This window comes from Rhizobium cauense, assembly GCF_019511525.1.
GTDB lineage: Bacteria > Pseudomonadota > Alphaproteobacteria > Rhizobiales > Rhizobiaceae > Rhizobium > Rhizobium cauense.
Genome location: NZ_JAEUAT010000004.1, coordinates 48,745 through 69,769 on the forward strand (window position 1 = coordinate 48,745; position 21,025 = coordinate 69,769).

The 21,025-nt window shown below is 55.3% G+C and carries 19 protein-coding genes; 14 read left to right on the top strand and 5 right to left on the bottom strand.

Translation table 11 applies throughout. The annotated features are described in order from the left end of the window. Positions 1-67: 67 nt before the first annotated feature. Together JNB88_RS08795 and JNB88_RS08800 are read right to left on the bottom strand one after the other, a co-directional pair. Positions 68-1,000 carry a glycosyltransferase family 2 protein gene (locus JNB88_RS08795; protein WP_220355441.1) on the bottom strand — a complete coding sequence of 311 codons (933 nt, stop codon included), beginning with the start codon at positions 998-1,000 and terminating at the stop codon, positions 68-70. Continuing rightward, on the bottom strand, positions 972-2,246 hold the full coding sequence (locus JNB88_RS08800) for a glycosyltransferase family 4 protein (RefSeq protein ID WP_223217129.1): 1,275 nt from the start codon (positions 2,244-2,246) through the stop codon (positions 972-974). The genes JNB88_RS08795 and JNB88_RS08800 overlap by 29 nt, the downstream gene beginning before the upstream one ends. A gap of 242 nt (positions 2,247-2,488) precedes the next feature. On the opposite strand from JNB88_RS08800, the gene JNB88_RS08805 reads away from it, so the two are divergent. From JNB88_RS08805 to JNB88_RS08840, 8 genes are all read left to right on the top strand, one after another. Then, positions 2,489-3,301 (top strand): hypothetical protein, encoded by an 813-nt coding sequence (locus tag JNB88_RS08805; protein ID WP_338110976.1) that lies wholly within the window; start codon positions 2,489-2,491, stop codon positions 3,299-3,301. A gap of 15 nt (positions 3,302-3,316) precedes the next feature. Next, positions 3,317-4,900: an acyl-CoA ligase (AMP-forming), exosortase A system-associated gene (locus JNB88_RS08810; RefSeq protein WP_220355118.1), complete on the top strand. Its 1,584-nt coding sequence runs from the start codon at positions 3,317-3,319 to the stop codon at positions 4,898-4,900. A 20-nt stretch (positions 4,901-4,920) separates the two neighbouring features. Further along, entirely contained in the window at positions 4,921-6,123 is a 1,203-nt protein-coding gene (locus tag JNB88_RS08815) for a pyridoxal-dependent decarboxylase, exosortase A system-associated (protein WP_222857978.1), read from the top strand. Positions 6,124-6,177: 54 nt separating this feature from the next. After that, a complete protein-coding gene (locus JNB88_RS08820; protein ID WP_220355120.1) occupies positions 6,178-6,453 on the top strand; it encodes an acyl carrier protein in 276 nt (91 codons plus the stop codon). 77 nt (positions 6,454-6,530) lie between these two features. Then, the gene (locus JNB88_RS08825; RefSeq protein ID WP_220355121.1) at positions 6,531-7,493 is read left to right on the top strand and encodes a glycosyltransferase family 2 protein; all 963 of its coding nucleotides are present in this window, start codon (positions 6,531-6,533) and stop codon (positions 7,491-7,493) included. A 1-nt stretch (position 7,494) separates the two neighbouring features. Then, entirely contained in the window at positions 7,495-8,169 is a 675-nt protein-coding gene (locus JNB88_RS08830; RefSeq protein WP_220355122.1) for a polysaccharide deacetylase family protein, read from the top strand. A 14-nt stretch (positions 8,170-8,183) separates the two neighbouring features. Continuing rightward, a complete protein-coding gene (locus tag JNB88_RS08835; RefSeq protein ID WP_220355123.1) occupies positions 8,184-9,419 on the top strand; it encodes a glycosyltransferase family 4 protein in 1,236 nt (411 codons plus the stop codon). Between the two features lie 172 nt (positions 9,420-9,591). Then, positions 9,592-11,007 (top strand): O-antigen ligase family protein, encoded by a 1,416-nt coding sequence (locus tag JNB88_RS08840; RefSeq protein WP_220355124.1) that lies wholly within the window; start codon positions 9,592-9,594, stop codon positions 11,005-11,007. A 267-nt stretch (positions 11,008-11,274) separates the two neighbouring features. Here the strand turns inward: JNB88_RS08840 and JNB88_RS08845 are convergent, their stop codons facing one another. The 3 genes from JNB88_RS08845 to JNB88_RS08855 form a co-directional block, all read right to left on the bottom strand. Then, a complete protein-coding gene (locus JNB88_RS08845) occupies positions 11,275-12,738 on the bottom strand; it encodes a hypothetical protein (protein WP_220355125.1) in 1,464 nt (487 codons plus the stop codon). A gap of 94 nt (positions 12,739-12,832) precedes the next feature. Continuing rightward, positions 12,833-13,816, bottom strand: coding sequence for a glycosyltransferase family 2 protein (locus JNB88_RS08850; protein ID WP_220355126.1), 984 nt, complete (start codon positions 13,814-13,816; stop codon positions 12,833-12,835). After that, complete coding sequence (locus tag JNB88_RS08855; RefSeq protein WP_223217130.1) at positions 13,813-15,168, bottom strand: rhamnosyltransferase WsaF family glycosyltransferase; 1,356 nt, start codon at positions 15,166-15,168, stop codon at positions 13,813-13,815. Before JNB88_RS08855 ends, JNB88_RS08850 begins: the two co-directional genes overlap by 4 nt. Before the next feature lie 308 nt (positions 15,169-15,476). Here JNB88_RS08855 and JNB88_RS08860 point away from each other — a divergent pair, with 308 nt between their 5' ends. Genes JNB88_RS08860 through JNB88_RS08885 form a run of 6 tightly spaced genes read left to right on the top strand, consistent with a single transcriptional unit; the run spans position 15,477 to position 20,976 of the window. Next, entirely contained in the window at positions 15,477-15,983 is a 507-nt protein-coding gene (locus JNB88_RS08860; RefSeq protein ID WP_220355444.1) for an acyltransferase, read from the top strand. Then, positions 15,980-17,017 (top strand): Gfo/Idh/MocA family protein, encoded by a 1,038-nt coding sequence (locus JNB88_RS08865; protein ID WP_220355127.1) that lies wholly within the window; start codon positions 15,980-15,982, stop codon positions 17,015-17,017. Before JNB88_RS08860 ends, JNB88_RS08865 begins: the two co-directional genes overlap by 4 nt. Beyond that, positions 17,014-18,120: a DegT/DnrJ/EryC1/StrS family aminotransferase gene (locus JNB88_RS08870; protein WP_220355128.1), complete on the top strand. Its 1,107-nt coding sequence runs from the start codon at positions 17,014-17,016 to the stop codon at positions 18,118-18,120. The genes JNB88_RS08865 and JNB88_RS08870 overlap by 4 nt, the downstream gene beginning before the upstream one ends. Next, positions 18,110-18,820, top strand: a complete 711-nt coding sequence (locus tag JNB88_RS08875) for an acyltransferase (protein WP_220355129.1) — start codon at positions 18,110-18,112, stop codon at positions 18,818-18,820. Before JNB88_RS08870 ends, JNB88_RS08875 begins: the two co-directional genes overlap by 11 nt. Before the next feature lie 3 nt (positions 18,821-18,823). Then, positions 18,824-19,798 carry an SDR family NAD(P)-dependent oxidoreductase gene (locus JNB88_RS08880; RefSeq protein WP_220355130.1) on the top strand — a complete coding sequence of 325 codons (975 nt, stop codon included), beginning with the start codon at positions 18,824-18,826 and terminating at the stop codon, positions 19,796-19,798. After that, entirely contained in the window at positions 19,795-20,976 is a 1,182-nt protein-coding gene (locus tag JNB88_RS08885; RefSeq protein ID WP_220355131.1) for a DegT/DnrJ/EryC1/StrS family aminotransferase, read from the top strand. The genes JNB88_RS08880 and JNB88_RS08885 overlap by 4 nt, the downstream gene beginning before the upstream one ends. The last annotated feature ends 49 nt before the right edge of the window (positions 20,977-21,025 follow it).

Genomic DNA, 21,025 nt, shown 5'->3' on the forward strand with positions numbered 1-21,025 from the left:
ACCTCGACGGGTAGCAAAGTTCACCAAGTCTCGACGGATCGCCAATGATCGAAGCAACTACGGTGCTTTAGTTATTCTTCAAAGTTTCCAGCAAGGACTGTGGGTTCCAGCGACGACTGAGCGTCGTCGCATCCGTCGCGCCGCAGGCAAGGGAGAACATGATTGCTGCTCTATAGCTACGGATGAGGAATAGCCCCGCAAACGCCAATCCTCGTGCCTTCCACCCAGTGAGACGGTCTGAGGTGCAGATCCGCAGGAGTTCCGCAGCAGGCGAAAGAGCGACCGCGGCAGCGCGCACGATCCAGCGCAACCTCCAGGCGCGCTTGTGCCTTGCCCGCGCCAGGTCGTGGGCAGTGTGCCGTTGCCACTTAAGGGCAAGCTCGGAGAATGTCTTTCGAGCAGGATGGTAGACGATCATTTTTTCGCAGTAATGCGTACGAAACCCCTTCGCCAATGCGCGTTGACCCCAATCGCGGTCTTCGGCGATATCGATGCCGCCGAATTTACCAACTGAGGTGAAGACGGTTGCGCGGACCGCCAAGTTGCCGGTCCCAGTAAAACCCTGCTTGGATATGTATTCTTTCATGCGGTAGGCGAAGACGCTCTCGTATGCTTCCAAAAGAGTGGGTTGGCCTGGCCTTTCCAACCCGATGCGAACGTCGCCGCCAAGAATCGATTTCGTCGCGTCTGCCGAAAATTGACGTTCAATTTCCGATAGCCACCCGTCATCGGCAATGCAGTCAGCGTCGATAAATGCGAGGTATTCACCGTTAGCATTCGCCGCGCCAAGATTGCGCGCGGGGCCTGGGCCAGGAACCGTTTCCGACAGAAGGGTGACGTTTGGAAAGGCTGCGCACACCTCTGATGGCAAGTGGTTGGATCCGTTGTCTACCACGATTATCTCAACTGGCCCCGTTGGGCCGGTCTGACGTGACAGAGCGGCCAAGCAGGTCCGGAGCATCTCGGGTTGGTTAAGATGCGGGATAATGACGCTTATCATTGACATCCAGTCTCCTGCGAAACACCGTGCGATAGGCAGTCAGATAGCGGCGAGCTTCATTCGTCCATTGGAACTCACGTTCGGCTATTGCTTGACCCGCGACTGACATCTCCAAGCACCGTTGCGGATCATCCACTAGTGCAAGAATACCGTTTGCCAGTGCTTCGGGTGAGTGCTCCTTGACGACCAGAGCGGCGTCAGCAGCGTCGCGTGTCGCCTGCCGCAGATTGAACTGAACGATCGGCAGGCCGAGCATCATGTATTCGAAGACTTTGTTCATCGAGAGCTTGTCGTTGAACTCATTGGGTGGGTCGGGAATGATTCCAATATTGAGAGCCGATAGATGCGCCATGAGCGGTTGGCCGCTGAGATAGCCACTGAAGTGCACGGCATCACCGAGATTAAGGTCGGCAGCGAGCTTCTTTAGTCGAGCGAGCTCCGGACCGTCGCCGATGATAAGCCCGTGAACATCGCTTCGCTTGCGCACATGCACAATTTCGGCGAGTGCCCGAACCATGGTCTCTACACCGTCCTGCTCTCCCATGATGCCGAGATAACCGATGAGGTGTTTACCGGGGACGACCAGTGATTGATCGGCGAGCGTGCGCCGGAAACGTGATGCCTCCGGGTAACTCTTGACTACGACCACGCGATCAGGGGCCATCCCGCCGCGAGAGATGGCAATCTCACGGAAGGTCTCGTTCGTCGCAATACTGGCGTCCGCTATCTGGAAAGTGCGGCGCTCAAAGAAGCATAGCAAGCGGTGGAGCAGATCCTTGCGCCCGAACTTTGTGACGTAGAGTTCTGGGCTGAGGTCGTGGTGGTCGAATACAAAGCGGGTACCGAATAGCAGCTTGTGAATAAGCGCCACGAGGAACATCAGGTCCGGCGGATTGCACGCCTGGATGGCGTCGATCGATTGGCGTCTCCGAACGCGAAATGAAAGATAGGTCTGATGAAAAAGCGCAAGACAATACTCGCGCAAGTATCCGGCCGCGCGGGTGGCTTCGCGAAGAGGGTGCCGGTAAATGTGGACCCCGTCCAGGACTTCATAGCTTTCGTTGTGCCCCTTGCCCTTGGGGCAGATCACCGACACTGCGTAACCCGCCTCAACGAGCGCCTTGGCTTCTTGCCAGACCCTGCGATCGAACGGGACGGGTAGATTTTCGACCAGGATCAGAATGTGATGGTTGCTAGAAATGGCAGCCTCCCCCCGTGTGCGTGGAAACACATGAAGGCACGACAATAATGTTCTCGGGTAGCGCCGCTCCAGTTACCAAACCGGTTAAAAAGGGTCGTCTTTGGTTGATCTTTGGCTCAACCATATGGGTATCTATGAATCGATGTAATATTACATGTAAATGCTTTTGAAGATTTGCTTGTTTACATGAGTAGCAAAAGGAAAACACTGCTGTGTCGCGGGAAACGTCTCAAGAAAGCGATAGAAGTACATTGCTTCGTCCGATTTCTTCTGACGACGTGCAATTGGTGGCAGATTTCCTTCACGCGGAACTCAACGGCCGGCTATCGCCCGCAGCCTGGGCATCTGCCATTCAACCTTCATGGCAATCAACAGCGCCCAATCACGGTTACATGTTAACCAATGGAGGGCGGATTGTCGGTGTTCATATCGCCTTTTACTCGGAGCGGCGCGTTGGCAGTAAGATCGAGAGGTTCTGCAACCTAAGTGCCTGGTGTGTGCTGGACGGCTATCGATCGCATGGGCTGCGCCTTTTGAAAGCGCTGCTTGATCAGGGCGGCTATACCTTCACTGATCTTTCGCCGAGCGGAAACGTCGTTCCCCTCAATCGTCGGCTTAAGTTTCAGCAGATCGACACCGCTGCCGCATTGGTCATAAATCTACCTCGACCTCGATGGAGAAGCGGCATTTCGATTGTGACCGATCCGCAATCACTGGAAGGCCTCCTCGACGCGCGTGATCTTGAAATCTATAGGGACCATGCGCTTGCTCCCGCCGCACACCATCTTGCTGTGATCAAGTGTGATCGACACTGCTATGTGATGTTCCGCAAGGACACCCGCAAACGGTTGCGGGTGTTCGCATCGATCTTGCATGTGGGAGACCGTGCCCTTTTTGCGGAGACCGCTCATCACATTTACAGCCACCTGCTGACGCAATTTGGAATTGTGGGAACATTCGTCGAGAAGCGCTTTGCCGACGTGCACCCCCGATTTTCCATGCCTCTTCGATCGCCGCGCCCGAAGATGTTCTTGAGCAACAGGGTGTCTCCAAGCGAGGTCGACTACCTCTACAGCGAACTTACGTGCGTACCGTGGTAGGGAGTTTGGGATTCAATGCAGTCGCCGATCAAGATCAATATTGCCGATCTGCTCCGCCAGGGAGCATCCAACTTTGGTAGTTCTCCTGCACTGACATACAAGGGCGCCACCACCGGCTATATTGAACTGTGGCTGAACGCCTGCGGATTTGCATCTGCCCTTGATACCCTCGGAACGGCTTTGGGCGATCGGGTTGCCGTTCTTCTCGACAAACGGCTCGAAACTGTGGTCTCGATATTTGGCACTGCTGCTGCTCGCTGCGTGACTGTGCCGATAAACCCGATACTGAGACCACAACAGGTCGCCTACATAATGGCTGACTGTGACGTCAGTGTATTGGTAACATCTGCAGATCGACTGGCCCAACTCCATGGCCACCTCGTCGAGACGCCATCGCTCAAACATGTCATCCTTGTCGATGGCACGCGGGCTGAAGCAGGTACGGATGAAACGCACCCAAGGACGCACTCATGGGGCGAACTCGTTTCAAGCGAGGCCCCCCCTCCGCCATTTGGAGGTGTGGACTGCGATGTCGCTGCCATTCTCTATACGTCTGGAAGCACCGGTAAGCCTAAAGGCGTGGTTTTAAGCCATCGCAACATGATCGTCGGCGCCGAGAGTGTAAGCCACTATCTCGGCAATGGTCCGCACGACACGATCCTGTCGGTCCTGCCATTGAGTTTCGATGCGGGCTTAAGCCAACTGACGACAGCGTTCAATTCGGGCGCTCATGTCGTGCTGATGAATTATCTTCTGCCCGGCGATGTCATACGGCTCTGTGAGAAGTACGCGGTTACAGGGATCACTGGCGTTCCGCCGTTCTGGATCCAGGTCGGGGCTCTTGATTGGCCGGCCGAGGTCGGAGGGCGACTGCGTTACTTTGCAAATACAGGCGGACGGATGCCGAAGGCAACACTTGACCGGCTGCGTGCGTCCTTTCCCAATGCGGCTCCATATTTGATGTATGGGCTGACCGAGGCTTTTCGGTCGACCTACCTCGATCCGTCAGAGATCGACCGGCGGCCGGACTCGATCGGAAAAGCGATCCCTAATGCAGAAATTCTGGTGGTCCGGCCCGATGGGACACTCTGCAGTCCTGGGGAACCGGGCGAACTGGTTCATAGGGGCCCCCTCGTCGCGTTGGGATACTGGAACGATCCTGTTCGTACCGGCGAGCGGTTTCGGCCGTGGCCAGGAACGGGCGCTGCCTGGCGGCAACCGGAAATGGCGGTGTTTTCCGGAGATACTGTCGTCAGGGATGAGGAGGGCTTCCTGTACTTCGTTGGGCGTCGTGACGAAATGATCAAGACGTCTGGCTATCGTGTCAGTCCAACCGAAATTGAGGAAGTTGCTTACGCCTCGGGCCTGGCGCGCGATGCCGTTGCCATGGGCATTGACGATCAAGCACTCGGCCAGCGGATCGTGCTTGTTGCTAGCCCGATTGCCGAGACACTTGATGTAGGCGCCCTGCTGACGGCGTTCAGACATCGACTGCCACAATACATGGTACCTTCAAAAGTCGTCGAAATGGCATCCATTCCAACAAACCCAAATGGCAAGTTCGATCGCGTACTCTTGAGGGAGCAACTGGGACAGTGAGCGTACATCCTTCCATTGACATGTTCGAGGTAGCCGAAGACTGTTTGGCAGTTGGCGGCGTCCGCCTTGATCGACTCGCCGAGCGGGTCGGAACAACACCGTTCTTCGCGTATGATCGACGTTTGATAACTGCTCGGGTGGCCTATCTTCGTTCTGTTCTCCCGAAAGACGTCAAACTCAGCTATGCCGTCAAGGCCAACCCGATGCCGGCGGTGGTCCAACACCTTTCTAGCCTTGTCGATTCACTCGACGTTGCGTCAGCGTTCGAGATGAAGACTGCACTCGATACGGTCGTGCCCGCTTCCTGCATAAGCTTCGCAGGTCCTGGCAAGACGTCGGCCGAACTGACGCAAGCGGTCGCCGCTGGCGTGACGATCGAGATGGAATCGGAAACGGAGGCTTGGCGCATCATCGAAGCCGGCAATCGTCTTGGTATCCGCCCCAAAGTGGCCTTGCGGGTAAACCCCGATTTCCAGGTCAAGGGCTCCGGGATGAAGATGGGCGGCGGCCCGCAACAGTTTGGTGTAGATGCGGAAGAGGTACCGTCGCTGCTTTCAAAACTTGCCAGTGCAGATCTGGATTTCCTTGGCTTCCACGTATTTGCGGGTTCGCAAAATCTCCATTCGCACATACTTTGCGAAGCCTTGTCTCGTAATGTCGAACTCCTGCTAAAGCTAGCTGAAAGCTACGGGCAGTCTGTTCGATACCTGAATCTCGGCGGTGGTTTTGGGATTCCGTATTTCGAAAAAGATGATCCGCTCGATCTAGTGCCCGTTGGCAAAAGGCTGAATGAACTGGTTGAAACTGCTATACGGCCTTCAATGCCTGATGCAAGGATTGCGATCGAACTCGGTCGCTACCTCGTCGGGGAGTCTGGCGTCTACGTAACCAAAGTTGTTGACCGCAAGGTTTCGAGAGGACGCACCTATCTTGTCGTCGACGGCGGGCTTCATCATCAGTTGGCCGCATCAGGCAATTTTGGCCAGGTGATCCGTCGGAACTACCCGATCGTCATTGGAAACAAGATGAGCAGACATGAGCGCGAGACCGTGTCGGTAGTCGGTTGCCTCTGTACTCCATTGGACTTGCTGGGGGACAATGTCTGCTTGCCACCCGCCGACGTCGGCGACCTTGTCGTGATCTTTCAAGCGGGTGCCTATGGTCTGACAGCCAGTCCTACCGCATTTTTGGGGCATCCGATGCCGCCGGAAGTGCTCGTCTAATCGTCGTCGTTACCGAGATCCGCTTTTCGATCTCCAAAATAAATGTGAGGCATCATGAACCCTTCAACATTTGAGTCCGTGAAAGATGTTATCGCCGAAACCCTCGGCATCGAAGATAGGACCCGCATCGCGGATCCCTCGACTCCGCTTTTCGGCAATTTGCCTGAACTTGATTCATTCGCTGTGCTGAGCTTGGCGCAAGCTCTCGAAGCCCGCTTTGGCATCCATATAGATGACGAGGATTTCAGCGCTGAGTTGTTCGAGACGGTCGGCTCGCTCGCGTCATTTGTTGATCAGCAAATTGCGGCGCCGCAAGTTGCCGTCGGTTAGGGACAGGGGTCGTGAACCACTCGCAATGGCCCTTTGCAAATTGCGAGTAAGGCGAAACTCAGGTTGGTGAGGGGAACATGACGGCCGTGGCGAGCAATGCACTTGATCATGGACGTAGGCCCAACGACAAAGGGTCGAGCGTTGCAGTGGTCATCGTGACGTTTAACAGTGCCGATGCCCTGCCGGCGCTATTGAATTCCCTCGTCGATGGCTTGGACGAGGTGAATGGGTTTGAAATCATTGTCGTCGATAATGATTCCAAAGACGGATCGGCAGAAATCGCGGAGGCTCACCGGCTGCGCCCCACCGTCATTCGAACGGGGAGAAACGCCGGCTACGCTGCAGCGATCAATATCGGTTCAGAAAGAGCAAACACTAGCTCTCACTTGCTAATTCTAAATCCCGATCTGCGGCTCTATCCGGGGGCGGTGAAGCCACTAATTGAACTCGTTGCGTCATCGACTGTGGGAGTGGTCGTTCCGATAAACTTTAGGGAAGATGGGACGATCGATCCCACGCTACGGCGCGAGCCCTCGATTGTCACAGCCTGGGCAGATGCGATTCTAGGCGGCAAGCTGGCTTCGCGGCTCGGGTTGGGAGAAATAATTGATGAGTCGCGTCATTACGATCAGCGTCGGCCTGTTCAATGGGCGACGGGATCCGCTCTCCTCGTTTCGGCTAACGCGCGCAAAACTGTCGGTGCGTGGGATGAATCATATTTCCTTTACAGCGAAGAGGTGGATTATCAACGAAGGATCCGCGAGGCTGGATTTGAGATTGTGTATGAACCGCGCTCGAAGGTAATGCATGCCAGCGGAGGAAGTGGTACGGGGCCTCGGCTCTTTGCATTACTAACCGCAAACAGAATTCGCTACTATCGCCGTCACCATGGGGCGCTACGAACTTTGATTTTCAAACTGGGGGTAGTCTTTGGACACGCTGCCAGATCGTGGCGTGGTGCATCCCATCGTGCTGCGATGATGAGTGCGGTCACTCCACATAGGTCGGCGGAAGCATTCGTGGAAAGCACGCGGGGCTAGTATGGCAACCACAGGCGCATACCCAATTGTCAATTTCCATGGCATAGGAGCGCCGCTGCGTCCGCTTGAGCCAGGAGAAACAGACTATTGGCTGGGTCGCGAGCGGTTCCAGACAATTCTTGACCTGATCGCGGATCACCCCAATCGTGAGAATATCCAGATCACGTTCGACGATGGCAATACCTCCGATCTATTGATCGCGGCCCCTGAATTGAAAAACCGTGGTCTCAGCGCGGAGTTTTTTGTCCTGACCGGCCGCATCGGGCAACACGGATCTCTCGACATAGACGACATCCGGACCCTTCTCGGGATGGGGATGCGTATCGGAAGCCACGGTGTTGATCATCAAGATTGGACCAAACTTCCTGCCTCAATCCTTGCCTACGAGCTTGAAACGTCGCGGGAACGACTTACAGAAATATGTGAGGCGGACATTCGTACCGCATCGTTGCCATTCGGGTGGTACAACAACTCTGTTCTGTTGGAATTAAAGCGTTGTGGATACACCACGGCCTATTCAAGCAGCGGTGGAAACGCGAGGGTCGCGGATTTTCTGAAGCCGAGGACGTCAGTTCGAGCCGATACGACAGATATCACCGTAAACAGCGTCCTGGCGGGCCAAACTCCCATCTGGCGAAGTCTTCGCAGCCAAGTGCGGGCGCGATTCAGAGTGTAGACGGAGGTTTTGAGATGGCAAAGCTATTGCTGGTTGCACCGACGTGCAATGGAGAGGACATTGGAGAGGCGTGGGTCGCACATCAGTGGGCCCGGCGGCTCGGTGAGCGTCATGACGTGACCCTGCTTACATATCATAAGCAAGGCGCAACTCCTGCTTCACAACAACTGAGCAATGTCAAAATAGTCGAGTGGAGTGAGCCACCAATTCTAGGTCGGGCGGAGCGGCTGAACAGCATTTTAAAGCCGGGCTATATACCGTTTTACTACCGCGCACGACGTTGGATACGCCAAGCGATATCGGACGGGGTCCGCTTCGATATCGTGCACCAGCCTGTGCCAGTTGCTATGCGCTATCCCTCACCGGCCGCAAATCTTGGTCTGCCACTGGTTATCGGGCCGGTGGGCGGTGGACTGTCGACCCCGCCGGGATTTGCCGCTGATGACGGTTCGGCGCCGTGGTATACTAAGCTGCGGAGCATCGATCAGTATCGCCTGCGCTGGGACCCCCTTTTGCGCGCCAGCTACGCGAGCGCTGATTGCGTTCTCGGTATCGCTGGATATGTCGAGGAGATCTTGTCCCCTGTCCGGGTGCGACGGTTCGAGGTGATGAGTGAAACGGGCATTGATGTCGTTCCCCCCTCCATCGACCGCTCAGCACGAGCAGGCCCGGTGCGCTTGCTGTACGCCGGGCGGCTCATCAGAACGAAAGGAGCACGTGACATCATTCGAGCCATGGCAGTGCTTCGCGATCTACCTGTTGAGCTGGCGATAGTTGGAGACGGTCCCGATCGGGGCGAATGCGAGGCACTTATCGCATCGCTTGATCTCGGTAAACGGATCTCAGTTTTAGGGTGGCGTCAAAAAGGTGAGCTTCCGCAGTTCTACCGGGATGCCGACATCTTCGTGTTCCCAAGCTATCGCGAGCCAGGCGGAAACGTTGCGCTTGAAGCGATGAGCTTTTCACTGCCGCTTATCGTGGTTGACCGTGGCGGTCCTGGTAGTGCGACATCTGATCTTTGCGCAATCAAACTCGGGATTTCAACGCCAGAGGCCCTTGCTAATGACATCGCGGCTGCGGTGCGTAAGCTTGTGGCGAACCCCGAATTACGTGCGCGAATGGCTGCGGCGTCGTACGCTCATGCGCAGAAAACCGCACTGTGGTCAGCAAAGCTCGACCAGATGGATGCGATTTATGCCGAATTAATGAACACACCCAAGCTCAGCTTAAGCCAGTCACGCTCGGCATAGGCAGCGAATTGTCGTGTGTACTGCCCTCAAGCCATCCCTGGGCTAGTCCCTTTGGAGGACACAAGCATCGGAAGAACTAGTCGCCGCAGCAGATGGCTACGATTATTATTTTGGTCTGCTCATCTAAGAATTATCTCGAATGACAGGCAAGCGAGAATGAGACCAGGCAGAAATGATAGCAATTAGCCACCGTGGCTCTCACAAGGAGCAGCCAGTTCTGCGCAGTTCTGCTGCCGATCCGGGCGTTCGTTTGAATGTCAATGGTCGCACAAGGATCCATGGTCTAGCTTCCGAACACACGCGTTTGGCGTGGCCGGTCAAAGTCTTCCTATTGGGTCTGATAATCCCCTGGGTATTTCCGATTGGAACCGTGAATCTTTCTCTTTATCGGATTGTTCTCCTAGCCCTGCTCGTACCTTGTCTCTTCATGTGGCTGCGGGGAAAAGCTGGCAAGAAGAAACCGGCCGATTTCGGCCTTCTCCTTTTTTGTGCGTGGGCCGCGATTGCGTTCATCGCTGTTGAGGGTGTCGATCAAGCAATTGAGCCCGCGGGAATTCTCTTTATTGAGACCATGGGCTCGTACTTGCTGGCTCGCGTTTACATAAGAAATGTTCAAGACTTTCAAAATATGGTGATCTTTGTCGCCAAGTTGATTGTTTGCGTGTTGCCATTCGCTCTATACGAATGGGTAACAGGAAAAAATCTCCTCCTGTTGGCCTTTGGATCAATTTTCCGCACGGAAGCTATAACTACGATGGCTCCCCGGATGGGATTTTGGCGCGTCCAGGGCCCTTTTAGCCATTCCATACTGTTTGGTACCTTCTGCGGGAGCATGGTCGCGCTGACTTGCTTGGCAACAAAGGGGAGACTTTCCAATCCTTCACGCCGTTCCCTAACATTTCTCGTGGGATTCGCTGCGTTACTATCGATGTCCTCTGCGCCCATCGGTGGTGTGTTTTTTCAAATTTCGCTGCTGTTGTGGAACTGGATTCTTGGCGGCTTCGCGGGTCGGTGGAAGTTGATTTGGACAATCGCCCTTCTGGGCTACCTTGTTGTCGAGCTTGGTTCGAACCAAACACCTGCGCAGTTCTACATCTCGCATTTCACATTCGAACAGCAAACCGGATGGTATCGGCTTTCGATTTGGGAATATGGCTCTGCGTCTGTCGCCAGCCATCCGTTTTTCGGAATCGGGCTGGGCGATTGGGCGCGGCCGGCTTGGATGGGAGACAGTGTCGACAACTTTTGGCTTTTGATGGCGATGAGGCACGGGTTGCCAGGCCTTTTGCTGATAGTCCTTTCCATGCTTAGTATCTGCTTTGCCATCGCGAAGACTAAGGGTAGTAGTCCTCAGGTCGACGATTGCAGAACGTCATATCTGATCTGCATGGTCGCGTTTGCTTTTGTAGGCTCAACCGTGCACTTCTGGGTGGCTGCATACGCTTGGTTTTTCTTTATTGTCGGATCTGGCGTATGGATTCTTGACAGCAAACTGAGCCGGCACGCGGAAGGTAATCGCCTGCTGGGAATGGGACGCTATGCCCAAGGGGGAGGCCGGGCGGAAACGCCGTACCAGACAGCTCGCTGAAGCACTCGTCACTGCGCGGCTGACCATTGCGAGATGCGTACTTCGAAAATCGGAAGTTAGGCGGCGAGCGCAGGGCAAAAGGAATATCCCTGCCCAAGAAGCCGTCAAGATCGCGCTTCCTGGAAATGCTGCGGACGTTCACAAGGATGAAGCGAGGTTTGCCCTTTATGCTGAGTGAGCCTATTGGTTGCGATCATAAGGCATACCGCAGTCTTAAGGGGGGCGAGGCCGTTTTCGCGGTGCGTGGCGCAGGACGGCCTGGCGCCGTCAGGCTCTTGCGCCCAAAAGCTGTCGTGCCTTTCTATAAGCGCGTTTCGGATTTCGTATCGCCGTGAGTGCAGGGGTCAGGACGTCTCTGTAGTTGCCGTATTTGTTTATCGGGATCTCGGAAATTTCCTTCCACGACCGCTCTATCTGTTGCAAATAGATGTGTCCCTTACGTCTGACATCAGGCGGCAACGAGAGCATGTCCGCGTAGTTTGCCCTGGAAATCATCGGATGCAACTCTTGCTGCTTGGGTTTTACATAAGAATCGCAAAACCCCCATGAGCTCATTCTAAGCTCGATATACGCGAGATCGAGGATCAGGAAGGCGTCGAAATGTGAAATCGGAGCAAGCCACGCGGCGACCGAACGCAATAGCTCGTCATCCTGCGGTAGCTTTAGCCGGCCTATCAGAGTTTTTGCGTCGATTGGAAGGTCCGGTCTGGCATTGAGCCAGAGGAAGCCGCGCCCAACCTCCCCGCCGAGGCCGCCGACAAAGTATCGTCCCTCCAGGGGGATGACGCTCGGATGCATCTTTACATTGTTCCCACCCACGCAATGACCGGCTCTGAGTTTCCAGAGTTCCGCCTGTTTGGGCGTTGCCTCACGATAGGCCAACAATTCGTGCGGTAATTTGAATTTTGTCGCTAGGCGTCGTGCACAGGCGACATCGATGTCAGCATTGGGTGCTCTGACTGTTGCGAAGGACACCTCACCAAGGAGGTCTCGACAACAAGAAAGTAATAGGCGTGAATCGCTACCCGCAGTCAAAGCCACGCTTGTCGTTCCGGTCCGAGCCAGAATTTCGATGGTTTGTCTAACCCGTTCGAATATCCTTGCGCAGGTCAATGTCGGATCCGAAGAAACTTCGAGGGGACGGCTTGGCCAGTGACGAGTAACGGCCCAAGTGTCGAGATCCAGATAATGATTGCAGAGGAGGCGATTGATCCCAGTGTGAGCTGTTAGGTCGCCTGTAAACCAACCGGCGTTGTCGACATCAAGAGCCTTGTAAAGCCGTGCTCGAAAACGCTGTTTATATTTATCACCGGCTAGCAGGGCGGCCGCCGTTGCTCCAGCTATCCGAGCGTCGCGATCATAAACAAGCGATATGGTGCCGTTTGCGTCGAGGTAGATGCGCCTGTGCATTGCAGTGCTTAGCAAGAAAAGAAAGCTGCCTGACAGCTTATAAATGTGCTCCTCGACGAACTCATCAATATTGTCACCTTCTCCAAGTGCGGCTGGGAGCGTGTAGCGACCGGTGATCACCCGGCCGCCCTCGAGATCGATCGGTGTCCCCACAAGCACCCCAATTTGGTCGCCATCCGCACCATACACGTTCAGGACTCTTGTGAGCGGAGCGAGGGAAACGTGCAAACTGCCAACTTGTAGCTGAGACCAGCCACTTCGAAATTTAGGCTCGGTGGAAACGAGAAACTGCCCGTCGAGTTGTTCAGATTCTGTCAACATTTGCTTATCCCTCAGCTCTCAGTGGATGACTGCCCACTTGGCCAACCCCGGGACTCCAGGCGTCCCGGAGCTCCTGCTAGATTCAATTGGCTCGCTATCGCGAGACACCGAGCGCTCCGCGCAGAAGGCGCCAACCTTGTTGGCCAACCAGCTTGTGAAGATACAGCCGTAACCATGGCGCCGTGTAACAGATACGCGGATATATCTCCCTTGCTAAGTCTGCTAGTTGACGTGAGACCTCGGCCTCGTCTTCATCGAATGCTGCCGAGGCCTGTGCAGCGGCGTTCCCGGCCAGATCACGCAACAACAGTCGCCGGAGGCGATCCGCGTTTTTCTGTCGGCTTCCACCAGTAGCGAGGAAATGCATAATTGCGGCATATCTCTGTTGGATGTCAGGCAATCGCGCCGCTGAATATGAATGAGACATGTTGTGCGAATGCATTCTGTAGATCGCCTGATTTGCCCCCACAAAGCCGACCGGTCCTACCGCCGACAAACTAAGCCACATCGCCATGTCGCCGGCATGCGGAAGCTCATGCGAATATCCACCTACGCTCTTTTGGGCGGTCGTCCGCACAACTGCTGTTGGCGTCGGTACGATGTTTCTGCCTTGCATTGCCTTGACGAAATCATTGCAGGAAAAAACAGCGGTCCGAGCGTTCAGCGAGTCACCAAATGGCTTGCGCGCAATTTGCGACCCGTCATCATACTTCAGTGTCGCGTTACCAAACGCGAATGACATTTCCGGTGTTGCTCCGATTAGACTTGCTGCACGAACGAGAGCGCCTGGCGCAAGATAGTCATCTGCCGAGAGAAGAAGAAATAGATCGGAACTCGCCCAATCTATTCCTTCATTATAAGTCGCAATGTGCCCTTGATTTGTTCGGTGCTGACGGAACTCAACTCTGCAGTCCTCTCGAGCAAGCGCCGCTCCAATCTCGCCGGACCCATCAGGTGAGGCGTCATCAATAATAAGCACTCTAACATCAACGCCCACTTGCGATGTCACACTCTCAACACACTCCTTGAGAAACTTTCCGTAGCGATAGCAGGGAATCACGACATCAACGGTTGTCATGGTGACCTCATTAGAACTGGCATGGGGCGGACTCTTGAGCGCGTCTGCTCGAACTCGCCGATCGGCGGCCCTTGGGGTCTAGTGAGCGCTTGACGCAGTGCTCTGTCGACGGCTTCTCCTGCTGCGGCCCAAGACGTGGCTTTAACACTCTCAGCTGCCCGTCGTGACGCGAGGAAAAAGTCGGGCATGGTGACAACAGCCTCTAGGGCCTCCGCGAGGGCATGAGGAAGCAGGGATGCATACCTCACATTGTCATTTTCAAGGACAATCCGGTTGTGTTCAGCATCGTTCACAACTGGTAGGCACCCGCAGGCCAGCATTTCATGCGGAACGAGCGAGACGTTGGTCAACGATAAGCTCAATCCGGCAAAGCAACTATTGTAAATATTGTTGAGCTTCTCCGGAGAGACGAGCCCGTGATTGATGAACTTGAAAGGAAGACGTCCCATCCGCTGGCCAAAAAGATGGAGCTCTATTTCGGGCTGTCGCTTGTTGAACAATTCCAAAGCAAGCAGGCCTATCTCTACTGCACGGCGTGGTGTTCCTCCTCTGGCGTAGAATGCAATCCCGGAGCGTCGCGAACCGGGATCAAACTGATAGCGCCCAGTATCGCACCCGAAGGGAAACCAATCAGTCTCCATCGCGAACTCACGGGAAAGCTTCTCTGAGAGCCAGCGCCCGGCAGTAATGCCGTGAAACCCCATTTTGTATGTGGCCTCTGCCAGGGCGCTGTTGGTCCCGACTGGATAGAAGTGTGGCTCATAGTCCTGGATGAAATAAAACCTCTTGCCGTCGCAGGGCGCATTGAATGCGGCATATGCGGTGGGCCAGCAGGTTGCCACAATGCCGTGTGCATTCCTCATCCCGAGGCGAAGGTCTTCGATGTCGCAGGTAAGACCATAGTGGGACCGTGCGACATGCTCGTAGTATTTTGGATCACCGCCATAGGGGTCGTAAAAATAGACTCGGTTTCGGTAGCCGGCACTCTGGAGGTGCTTTAGTGTCCGGAATATGGTTGTGTGACCGCCCGACCCAGGACTGGCGGGACCAACGAGCCAGTTCATTTCGATCGGTTCACCGTCACTGATAGTAGGAATGGTCGGCTTCGTTGGCTTCGAGAGGTCAACTTGCAGCACATCAGATGGAAACACATGCCACAGGAATGTCTTGGGGCGAAGTGCATCCGACAGCTTGGTTCTGATTTTATCGGATAGAGCCTTCGGACCCTCATTGATGATCAGTCGCTTGGCCTGGCGCTTACAACGGTTGGTTTGCACGCGAGCCGTCATCCAGATCGAAGCTGCCTGCTTCATGAACCTGAAGCTTGCATTCTTTCCCAGTTTAAATGGCAATCGCGACCTCCCCGCTCCACGTATTTTTGGTCGGATCTGAGCGCGGTCCCCGCAAAACATGCGCTATGACGGCTCAAATAAATACATGCGTTTATCCATACAATACTTATCAAGCTGATGTAAAAATGGAAAAATGGTTCCTTGCGTACTCCTTTCGATCGATAAACTACCGATTTTTGTTTCCTTTACTCGAGGGCTGAAAAGAGACTTTTCTATCCTCAGTGCAAAATCATCTGAGGGGCGCGTTATATGCTCAAGTTAAGTGACGATCTGTTGGGGTCGATCGGATGCTGCGCGAGGCAGGCGCCATGATCGCACAAAGCGTAATGCTGGGTGATGATGTTGTCATCCATCACCCAGACCTGGTCAATCTGTACGGATGTTCCATTGGTCGCGGCTCGCGTATTGGGACCTTCGTCGAGATTCAGAAGAACGCTTCGATTGCAGAAAACTGCAAAATCTCCAGCCACTCCTTTATCTGTGAAGGCGTGACTATCGAAGACGGGGTTTTCGTAGGTCATGGTGTGATGTTCACCAATGACCTCCATCCACGCGCGGTCAACCTCAATGGTTCGCTTCAATCGGATGCTGATTGGTCCGTTGTGCCGACGCTTGTCAAGCGCTACGCGTCAATTGGCAGCAACGCCACCATCGTCGCGGGTATTACGATTGGGGAGGGCGCGCAGATTGGTGCGGGTGCTGTCGTCACCAAGGACGTTCCTGCTTACGCAATTGTTGCCGGCGTGCCGGCACGGATTATCGGCCGCGCAAAGGATGCGCCAGTCGAAGTCGTTTCATCCGGGGGGGCACGATGATCGGTATTGCTGTTGTCGGTTACGGATATTGGGGACCAAACCTGGTTCGGAACCTAGCTGAGACGCCGGGCGCAAAGCTTGTTTGGGTATGCGATCTGAAGAAGGATCGCCTTGCTGGCGTTCAGCTGCGATACCCAACGGTTCAGATCACCGACGATTTCGACGAGGTATTGCGCGACCCTCGCGTTGATGCGGTGGCCATCGCGACGCCGGTATCTGCTCATTACATGCTGGCGATGAAGGCACTTATGGCGGGCAAGCACGTGTTTGTCGAAAAGCCTATGGCTTCGACCTCAGAAGAGGCTCGCCGAATGGTAGACGAGGCCGCACGTCGCCGGCTTATTCTCGCGGTTGACCACACCTTCATTCATACTGGTGCTGTTCGCAAGATGCGCGAGATCATAGAGAATGGCCTCGGAGACATCTACTATTACGATTCCGTACGCGTAAATCTCGGCCTTTTCCAGCACGATGTCAGCGTCATCTGGGATCTTGCTGTCCATGATCTGTCGATCATGGACTACGTCCTCCCGGAAAAGCCTGTGGCGGTTTCCGCAACGGGCATGGGTCATGTCGCCGGCGAGCCCGAAAACATCGCTTATCTGACGCTCTTTTTCGAAAGCAAGCTGATCGCCCACATCCACGTTAACTGGCTAGCACCCGTCAAGGTTCGTCGTACTTTGATTGGTGGCAGCAGCAAGATGATCGTCTATGACGACCTCGAGCCGAGTGAGAAAATCAAAGTTTATGACAAGGGCATTACGCTCAACGGCAATCCGCAGACGGATGGCGAAAAAGTCTACGACATGCGTGTGGGCTACCGCACAGGCGATATGTACGCCCCGCAGCTCGATATGACCGAGGCGCTTGGCCGTGAGCTCAAGCAGTTTGTCGATTGTGTCATGACAAACAGTCAGCCGATCGCCGATGGCCATGCGGGGCTGCGCGTCGTGCGTATCCTCGAAGCTGCAAGCCAGTCCCTTGCTCAGCGCGGGCGTGTTGTCGAACTTGAGCCGGCGAGGTTGATTGCATGATCCCCCTTCTCGATCTTAAAGCTCAGTATGCGGCTATCAGGAGTGAGGTTGAGCCCGCGGTGATGCGCGTGCTCGCGTCGGGTCACTACGTCCTTGGCGAAGAAGTCGCCCGCTTTGAGGAGGAGTATGCGACATATTGCGATGTAAAACATGCGATCGCCGTAAACACAGGCACAAGCGCGTTGCATCTAGCTTTGCTTGCTGCTGGCATCGGTCCAGGTGACGAGGTTATCACCGTATCCTTCACGTTCGTCGCGACTGCCTCGGCTGTCTGCTACACGGGCGCTCGCCCGGTCTTCGTCGATGTCGAGCCGATGACGCTGACAATGGATCCTGCCAAGTTGGAGGCAGCGATAACGCCAAGGACCAAGGCCATAATCCCAGTCCATCTTTATGGGCAGATGGCAGACATGGATGCAATCAAGGCGATTGCGGACAGGCATGGAATTCCGGTGATCGAAGACGCCTGCCAGGCCCATGGCGCCGAATACAAGGGACGGCGGGCGGGAAGCATTGGCGTGTCGGGCTGCTTTAGCTTCTACCCCGGTAAAAACCTAGGCGCTTGCGGCGAAGGCGGTGTCGTCGTTACCAATGATGACGACCACGCCAGGCAGATCCGAATGCTGCGAGACTGGGGCCAGGAGCAGCGGTATCACCATACGTTAAAGGGTTTCAACTATCGAATGGATGAGATCCAGGGCGCAATCCTTAGAATCAAGCTTCGGCACCTAGAAACATGGACGGAAGCACGTCGGGTTCGGGCAGATCGCTACTCAACGCTCCTGGCGGACTCGCGCTCTGTGCGTATTCCGGCCGCGATGAAGGATCGTCGCCACGTCTTCCATGTTTATGCGGTGCGCACGCGCGAGCGCGAACATCTCCAGCACTCCTTGAGATCAGAAGGCATCTCTACCGGGCTCCACTATCCGATCCCCATTCATCTTCAAAAGGCGCATGCCGATCTCGGATACCAAGCCGGAGATCTCCCAGTATCTGAGGCTGCGGCTTGTGAGGTTCTCTCGCTACCGATCTATCCAGAGCTGACATTAAAGCAGGTGGAGCAGATTGCAGCCGCCGTGGAGCAGGACGCCTATGTCAGCTGACCCTCTCACCGGCGTGCGCGTCGTACTTGCCGTGCACGGGCGTCAGCAAACCGCTGCGGATCCCGACTACATCGTTCATCTGGCAGAGGAACTGACGCGCTCCTATGGCACCTCAGGTCTTGTGGAACTTTATGCGCGTTTTGCGACGGGAGATGGCTTCGTCGACAGCTTCATGCGCAAGACAATATGGAAGAGCCTAGCACAGGTTTGTGGTGACGGCTTGCAGGTTGGAAGCGGAGCTGGGTTCAAACACCCCGAGACGTTTGAAATTGGCAGCGGGGTCTTTATCGGCGCACAGGCATACATTCAGGGTAGGTTCGACGGTACCTGCCGGATAGGAAACAATGTTTGGATCGGCCCTCAGGCCTACTTTGATGCGCGCGACCTCGTACTTGAGGACCATGTTGGATGGGGCCCGGGTGCGAAAGTCCTTGGTTCAAGTCACACTGCAATGCCGGTCGACATGCCGATTATCCGCACTGACTTGGAAATCAAGCCAGTGCGCATCGGCGCATGGGCAGACATAGGCACCAATGCCACCATCCTTCCTGGTGTAACCGTCGGCAAAGGCGCGATTGTTGGCGCAGGTGCCGTTGTCGTTGAGGACGTTGCACCCTTCTCTGTTGTTGCAGGTGTTCCCGCAAAATTCCTACGCTGGCGAGCGGATCAGGATGCGAGCGGATCAAATTCGGAGAGTTGAAATATGAAGAACAAGCGGATTTTGATCACTGGTGGTGCTGGTCTCATCGGCTCACATATCGCGGATCTCGTCGCGCGAGAGGAGCCCCGGGAAATAGTGATCCTGGATAATTTCGTTCGCGGCCGACGCGAAAACCTCGCTGAAGCAGTGGATAGAGCTAATGTAACTATTGTTGAAGGAGACATCAGGGATCGTGCCCTTCTTAAGGAGGTCAGCAAAGGTATTGATGTCGTCTTCCATCAGGCCGCCATTCGCATCACCCAATGCGCCGAAGAGCCTCGCCTTGCCTTTGACGTTCTCGCAGGCGGGACATTCGATGTACTCGAAGCGGCTGTGCAAGCGGGGGTTTCAAAGGTAGTGGCTGCATCTTCGGCCTCGGTGCTGGGGTTGGCTAATAGCTTCCCGACCACTGAGGAACATCATCCTTACAACAATCGTACCATCTACGGCGCCGCCAAAGCATTCAACGAGGGGCTGCTGAGGAGCTTCGCGGAGATGTATGGCCTGCGATACGTTGCCCTTCGCTACTTCAACGTATACGGGCCGCGTATGGACGTCTATGGCGCCTACACGGAAGTTCTGATCCGGTGGATGGAGCGAATTGCCAGCGGGTTGCCGCCAATCATCCTCGGTGATGGTACGCAGACGATGGATTTCGTGCATGTGCATGACATTGCGCGTGCCAATCTACTCGCGGCGAAATCCGATGTGACCGATGAGGTCTTCAACGTCGCGAGCGGCAGCGAGACGAGCCTTGGTGAACTTGCCGCGCTGCTGACCAAGGTCATGAGCTCTTCACTGGAGCCGCAATTCGGCCCGGCGCGGAAGGTCAACGCCGTGCCGCGGCGCCTTGCCTCGACGGCCAAGGCTGAGACTCTCCTTGGTTTCACTTCGCAGGTGACATTGGAAGAAGGATTGCTTGATCTCGTTGAGTGGTGGCGCCAGGAGAAGTGCTTGAACGCGGGAGAGGCCGCATGAACCCGGTTCCAGTTGCCAAGCCTGTTCTCGACGAGCGCGAGGTCGAGGCAGTCCGGCGGGTCATTCTGTCAGGGTGGGTAACCCAAGGACCTGAAGTTGCAGCCTTCGAGGAAGAGTTCGCCGACTTCGTTGGTGCACGTCATGCCTGTGCCGTTTCCAATTGCACGACCGCGCTCCACCTTGCTTTGCGGGCAGTAGGGGTAGATGCTGGCGATGAGGTCATCACCGTAAGCCACACCTTCATCGCCACCGCGAATGCGATCCGTTACTGCGGCGCTGTGCCTGTCTTCGTCGATATTGAAAAGGGCGGCTATAACATCGATCCGGACCTTATCGAAGGAGCCATCACGCCTCGTACCAAGGCGATAATCTGCGTTCACCAGCTTGGAATGCCATGCGACCTGGCTCGTATCGTTGCCATCGCGGTAAGTCACGGTATACCTGTGATCGAGGATGCTGCTTGCGCGACAGGGAGCGAGATACTCTGGAAAGGTCGCTGGGAGAAAATCGGCAAGCCGCATGGCGACATTGCCTGCTTTTCGTTCCACCCCCGCAAGGTGGTGACCACCGGTGATGGTGGTATGCTTACGACCGCCAATCCAGAATACGACCGAAAGTTCCGCTTGTGGCGGCAACATGGCATGAGTGTCACTGATGCTGTTCGACACGGCTCGAAGCAGGTGATTTTCGAATCCTATCCCGAGCTCGGCTATAATTACCGCATGACGGACATGCAAGCGGCGGTTGGCCGCGAGCAACTGAAGCGACTTCCTACGATCATCGCGCAGAGGCGCAAGATTGCAAAGCAATATGCCGAACAATTATCTGGAAGGTCTGCGCTTGCACTGCCAGTCGAACCTACATGGGCTCGCAGCAATTGGCAGAGTTTTTGTTTGAGGCTTTCAGAAGATCTCGACCAACGCGAAGTAATGCAGCAGTTGCTTGACAAAGGTGTCTCCACGCGGCGCGGGATCATGAACATCCACCTCGAGGATGCCTACACACAAACAGGCTTGCACTTCGTCGCATCTAGCCTGCGCGAAAGTGTATTGGCGCAGCAGCATTCAATCATTCTCCCACTGTTTGCGCAGATGACAAACTATGATCTTGCCGCTGTTATAGAGGCAGTGAGCCTGTCCGTTTCCGAGCGTGACTTGGCAATAGAGCGGGCAGTCTGATCGGTCGGTGCCATCGGCGCTCTTGGGCGCAACAGTGGGTGCCGTATCG

Coding starts and splice junctions, on each gene's coding strand:
- JNB88_RS08795 (WP_220355441.1), bottom strand. CDS start 1,000: ATGATAAGCGTCATTATCCCGCATCTTAACCAACCCGAGATGCTCCGG.
- JNB88_RS08810 (WP_220355118.1), top strand. CDS start 3,317: ATGCAGTCGCCGATCAAGATCAATATTGCCGATCTGCTCCGCCAGGGA.
- JNB88_RS08815 (WP_222857978.1), top strand. CDS start 4,921: ATGTTCGAGGTAGCCGAAGACTGTTTGGCAGTTGGCGGCGTCCGCCTT.
- JNB88_RS08820 (WP_220355120.1), top strand. CDS start 6,178: ATGAACCCTTCAACATTTGAGTCCGTGAAAGATGTTATCGCCGAAACC.
- JNB88_RS08825 (WP_220355121.1), top strand. CDS start 6,531: ATGACGGCCGTGGCGAGCAATGCACTTGATCATGGACGTAGGCCCAAC.
- JNB88_RS08830 (WP_220355122.1), top strand. CDS start 7,495: ATGGCAACCACAGGCGCATACCCAATTGTCAATTTCCATGGCATAGGA.
- JNB88_RS08835 (WP_220355123.1), top strand. CDS start 8,184: ATGGCAAAGCTATTGCTGGTTGCACCGACGTGCAATGGAGAGGACATT.
- JNB88_RS08840 (WP_220355124.1), top strand. CDS start 9,592: ATGATAGCAATTAGCCACCGTGGCTCTCACAAGGAGCAGCCAGTTCTG.
- JNB88_RS08845 (WP_220355125.1), bottom strand. CDS start 12,738: ATGTTGACAGAATCTGAACAACTCGACGGGCAGTTTCTCGTTTCCACC.
- JNB88_RS08850 (WP_220355126.1), bottom strand. CDS start 13,816: ATGACAACCGTTGATGTCGTGATTCCCTGCTATCGCTACGGAAAGTTT.
- JNB88_RS08860 (WP_220355444.1), top strand. CDS start 15,477: ATGATCGCACAAAGCGTAATGCTGGGTGATGATGTTGTCATCCATCAC.
- JNB88_RS08865 (WP_220355127.1), top strand. CDS start 15,980: ATGATCGGTATTGCTGTTGTCGGTTACGGATATTGGGGACCAAACCTG.
- JNB88_RS08870 (WP_220355128.1), top strand. CDS start 17,014: ATGATCCCCCTTCTCGATCTTAAAGCTCAGTATGCGGCTATCAGGAGT.
- JNB88_RS08875 (WP_220355129.1), top strand. CDS start 18,110: ATGTCAGCTGACCCTCTCACCGGCGTGCGCGTCGTACTTGCCGTGCAC.
- JNB88_RS08880 (WP_220355130.1), top strand. CDS start 18,824: ATGAAGAACAAGCGGATTTTGATCACTGGTGGTGCTGGTCTCATCGGC.
- JNB88_RS08885 (WP_220355131.1), top strand. CDS start 19,795: ATGAACCCGGTTCCAGTTGCCAAGCCTGTTCTCGACGAGCGCGAGGTC.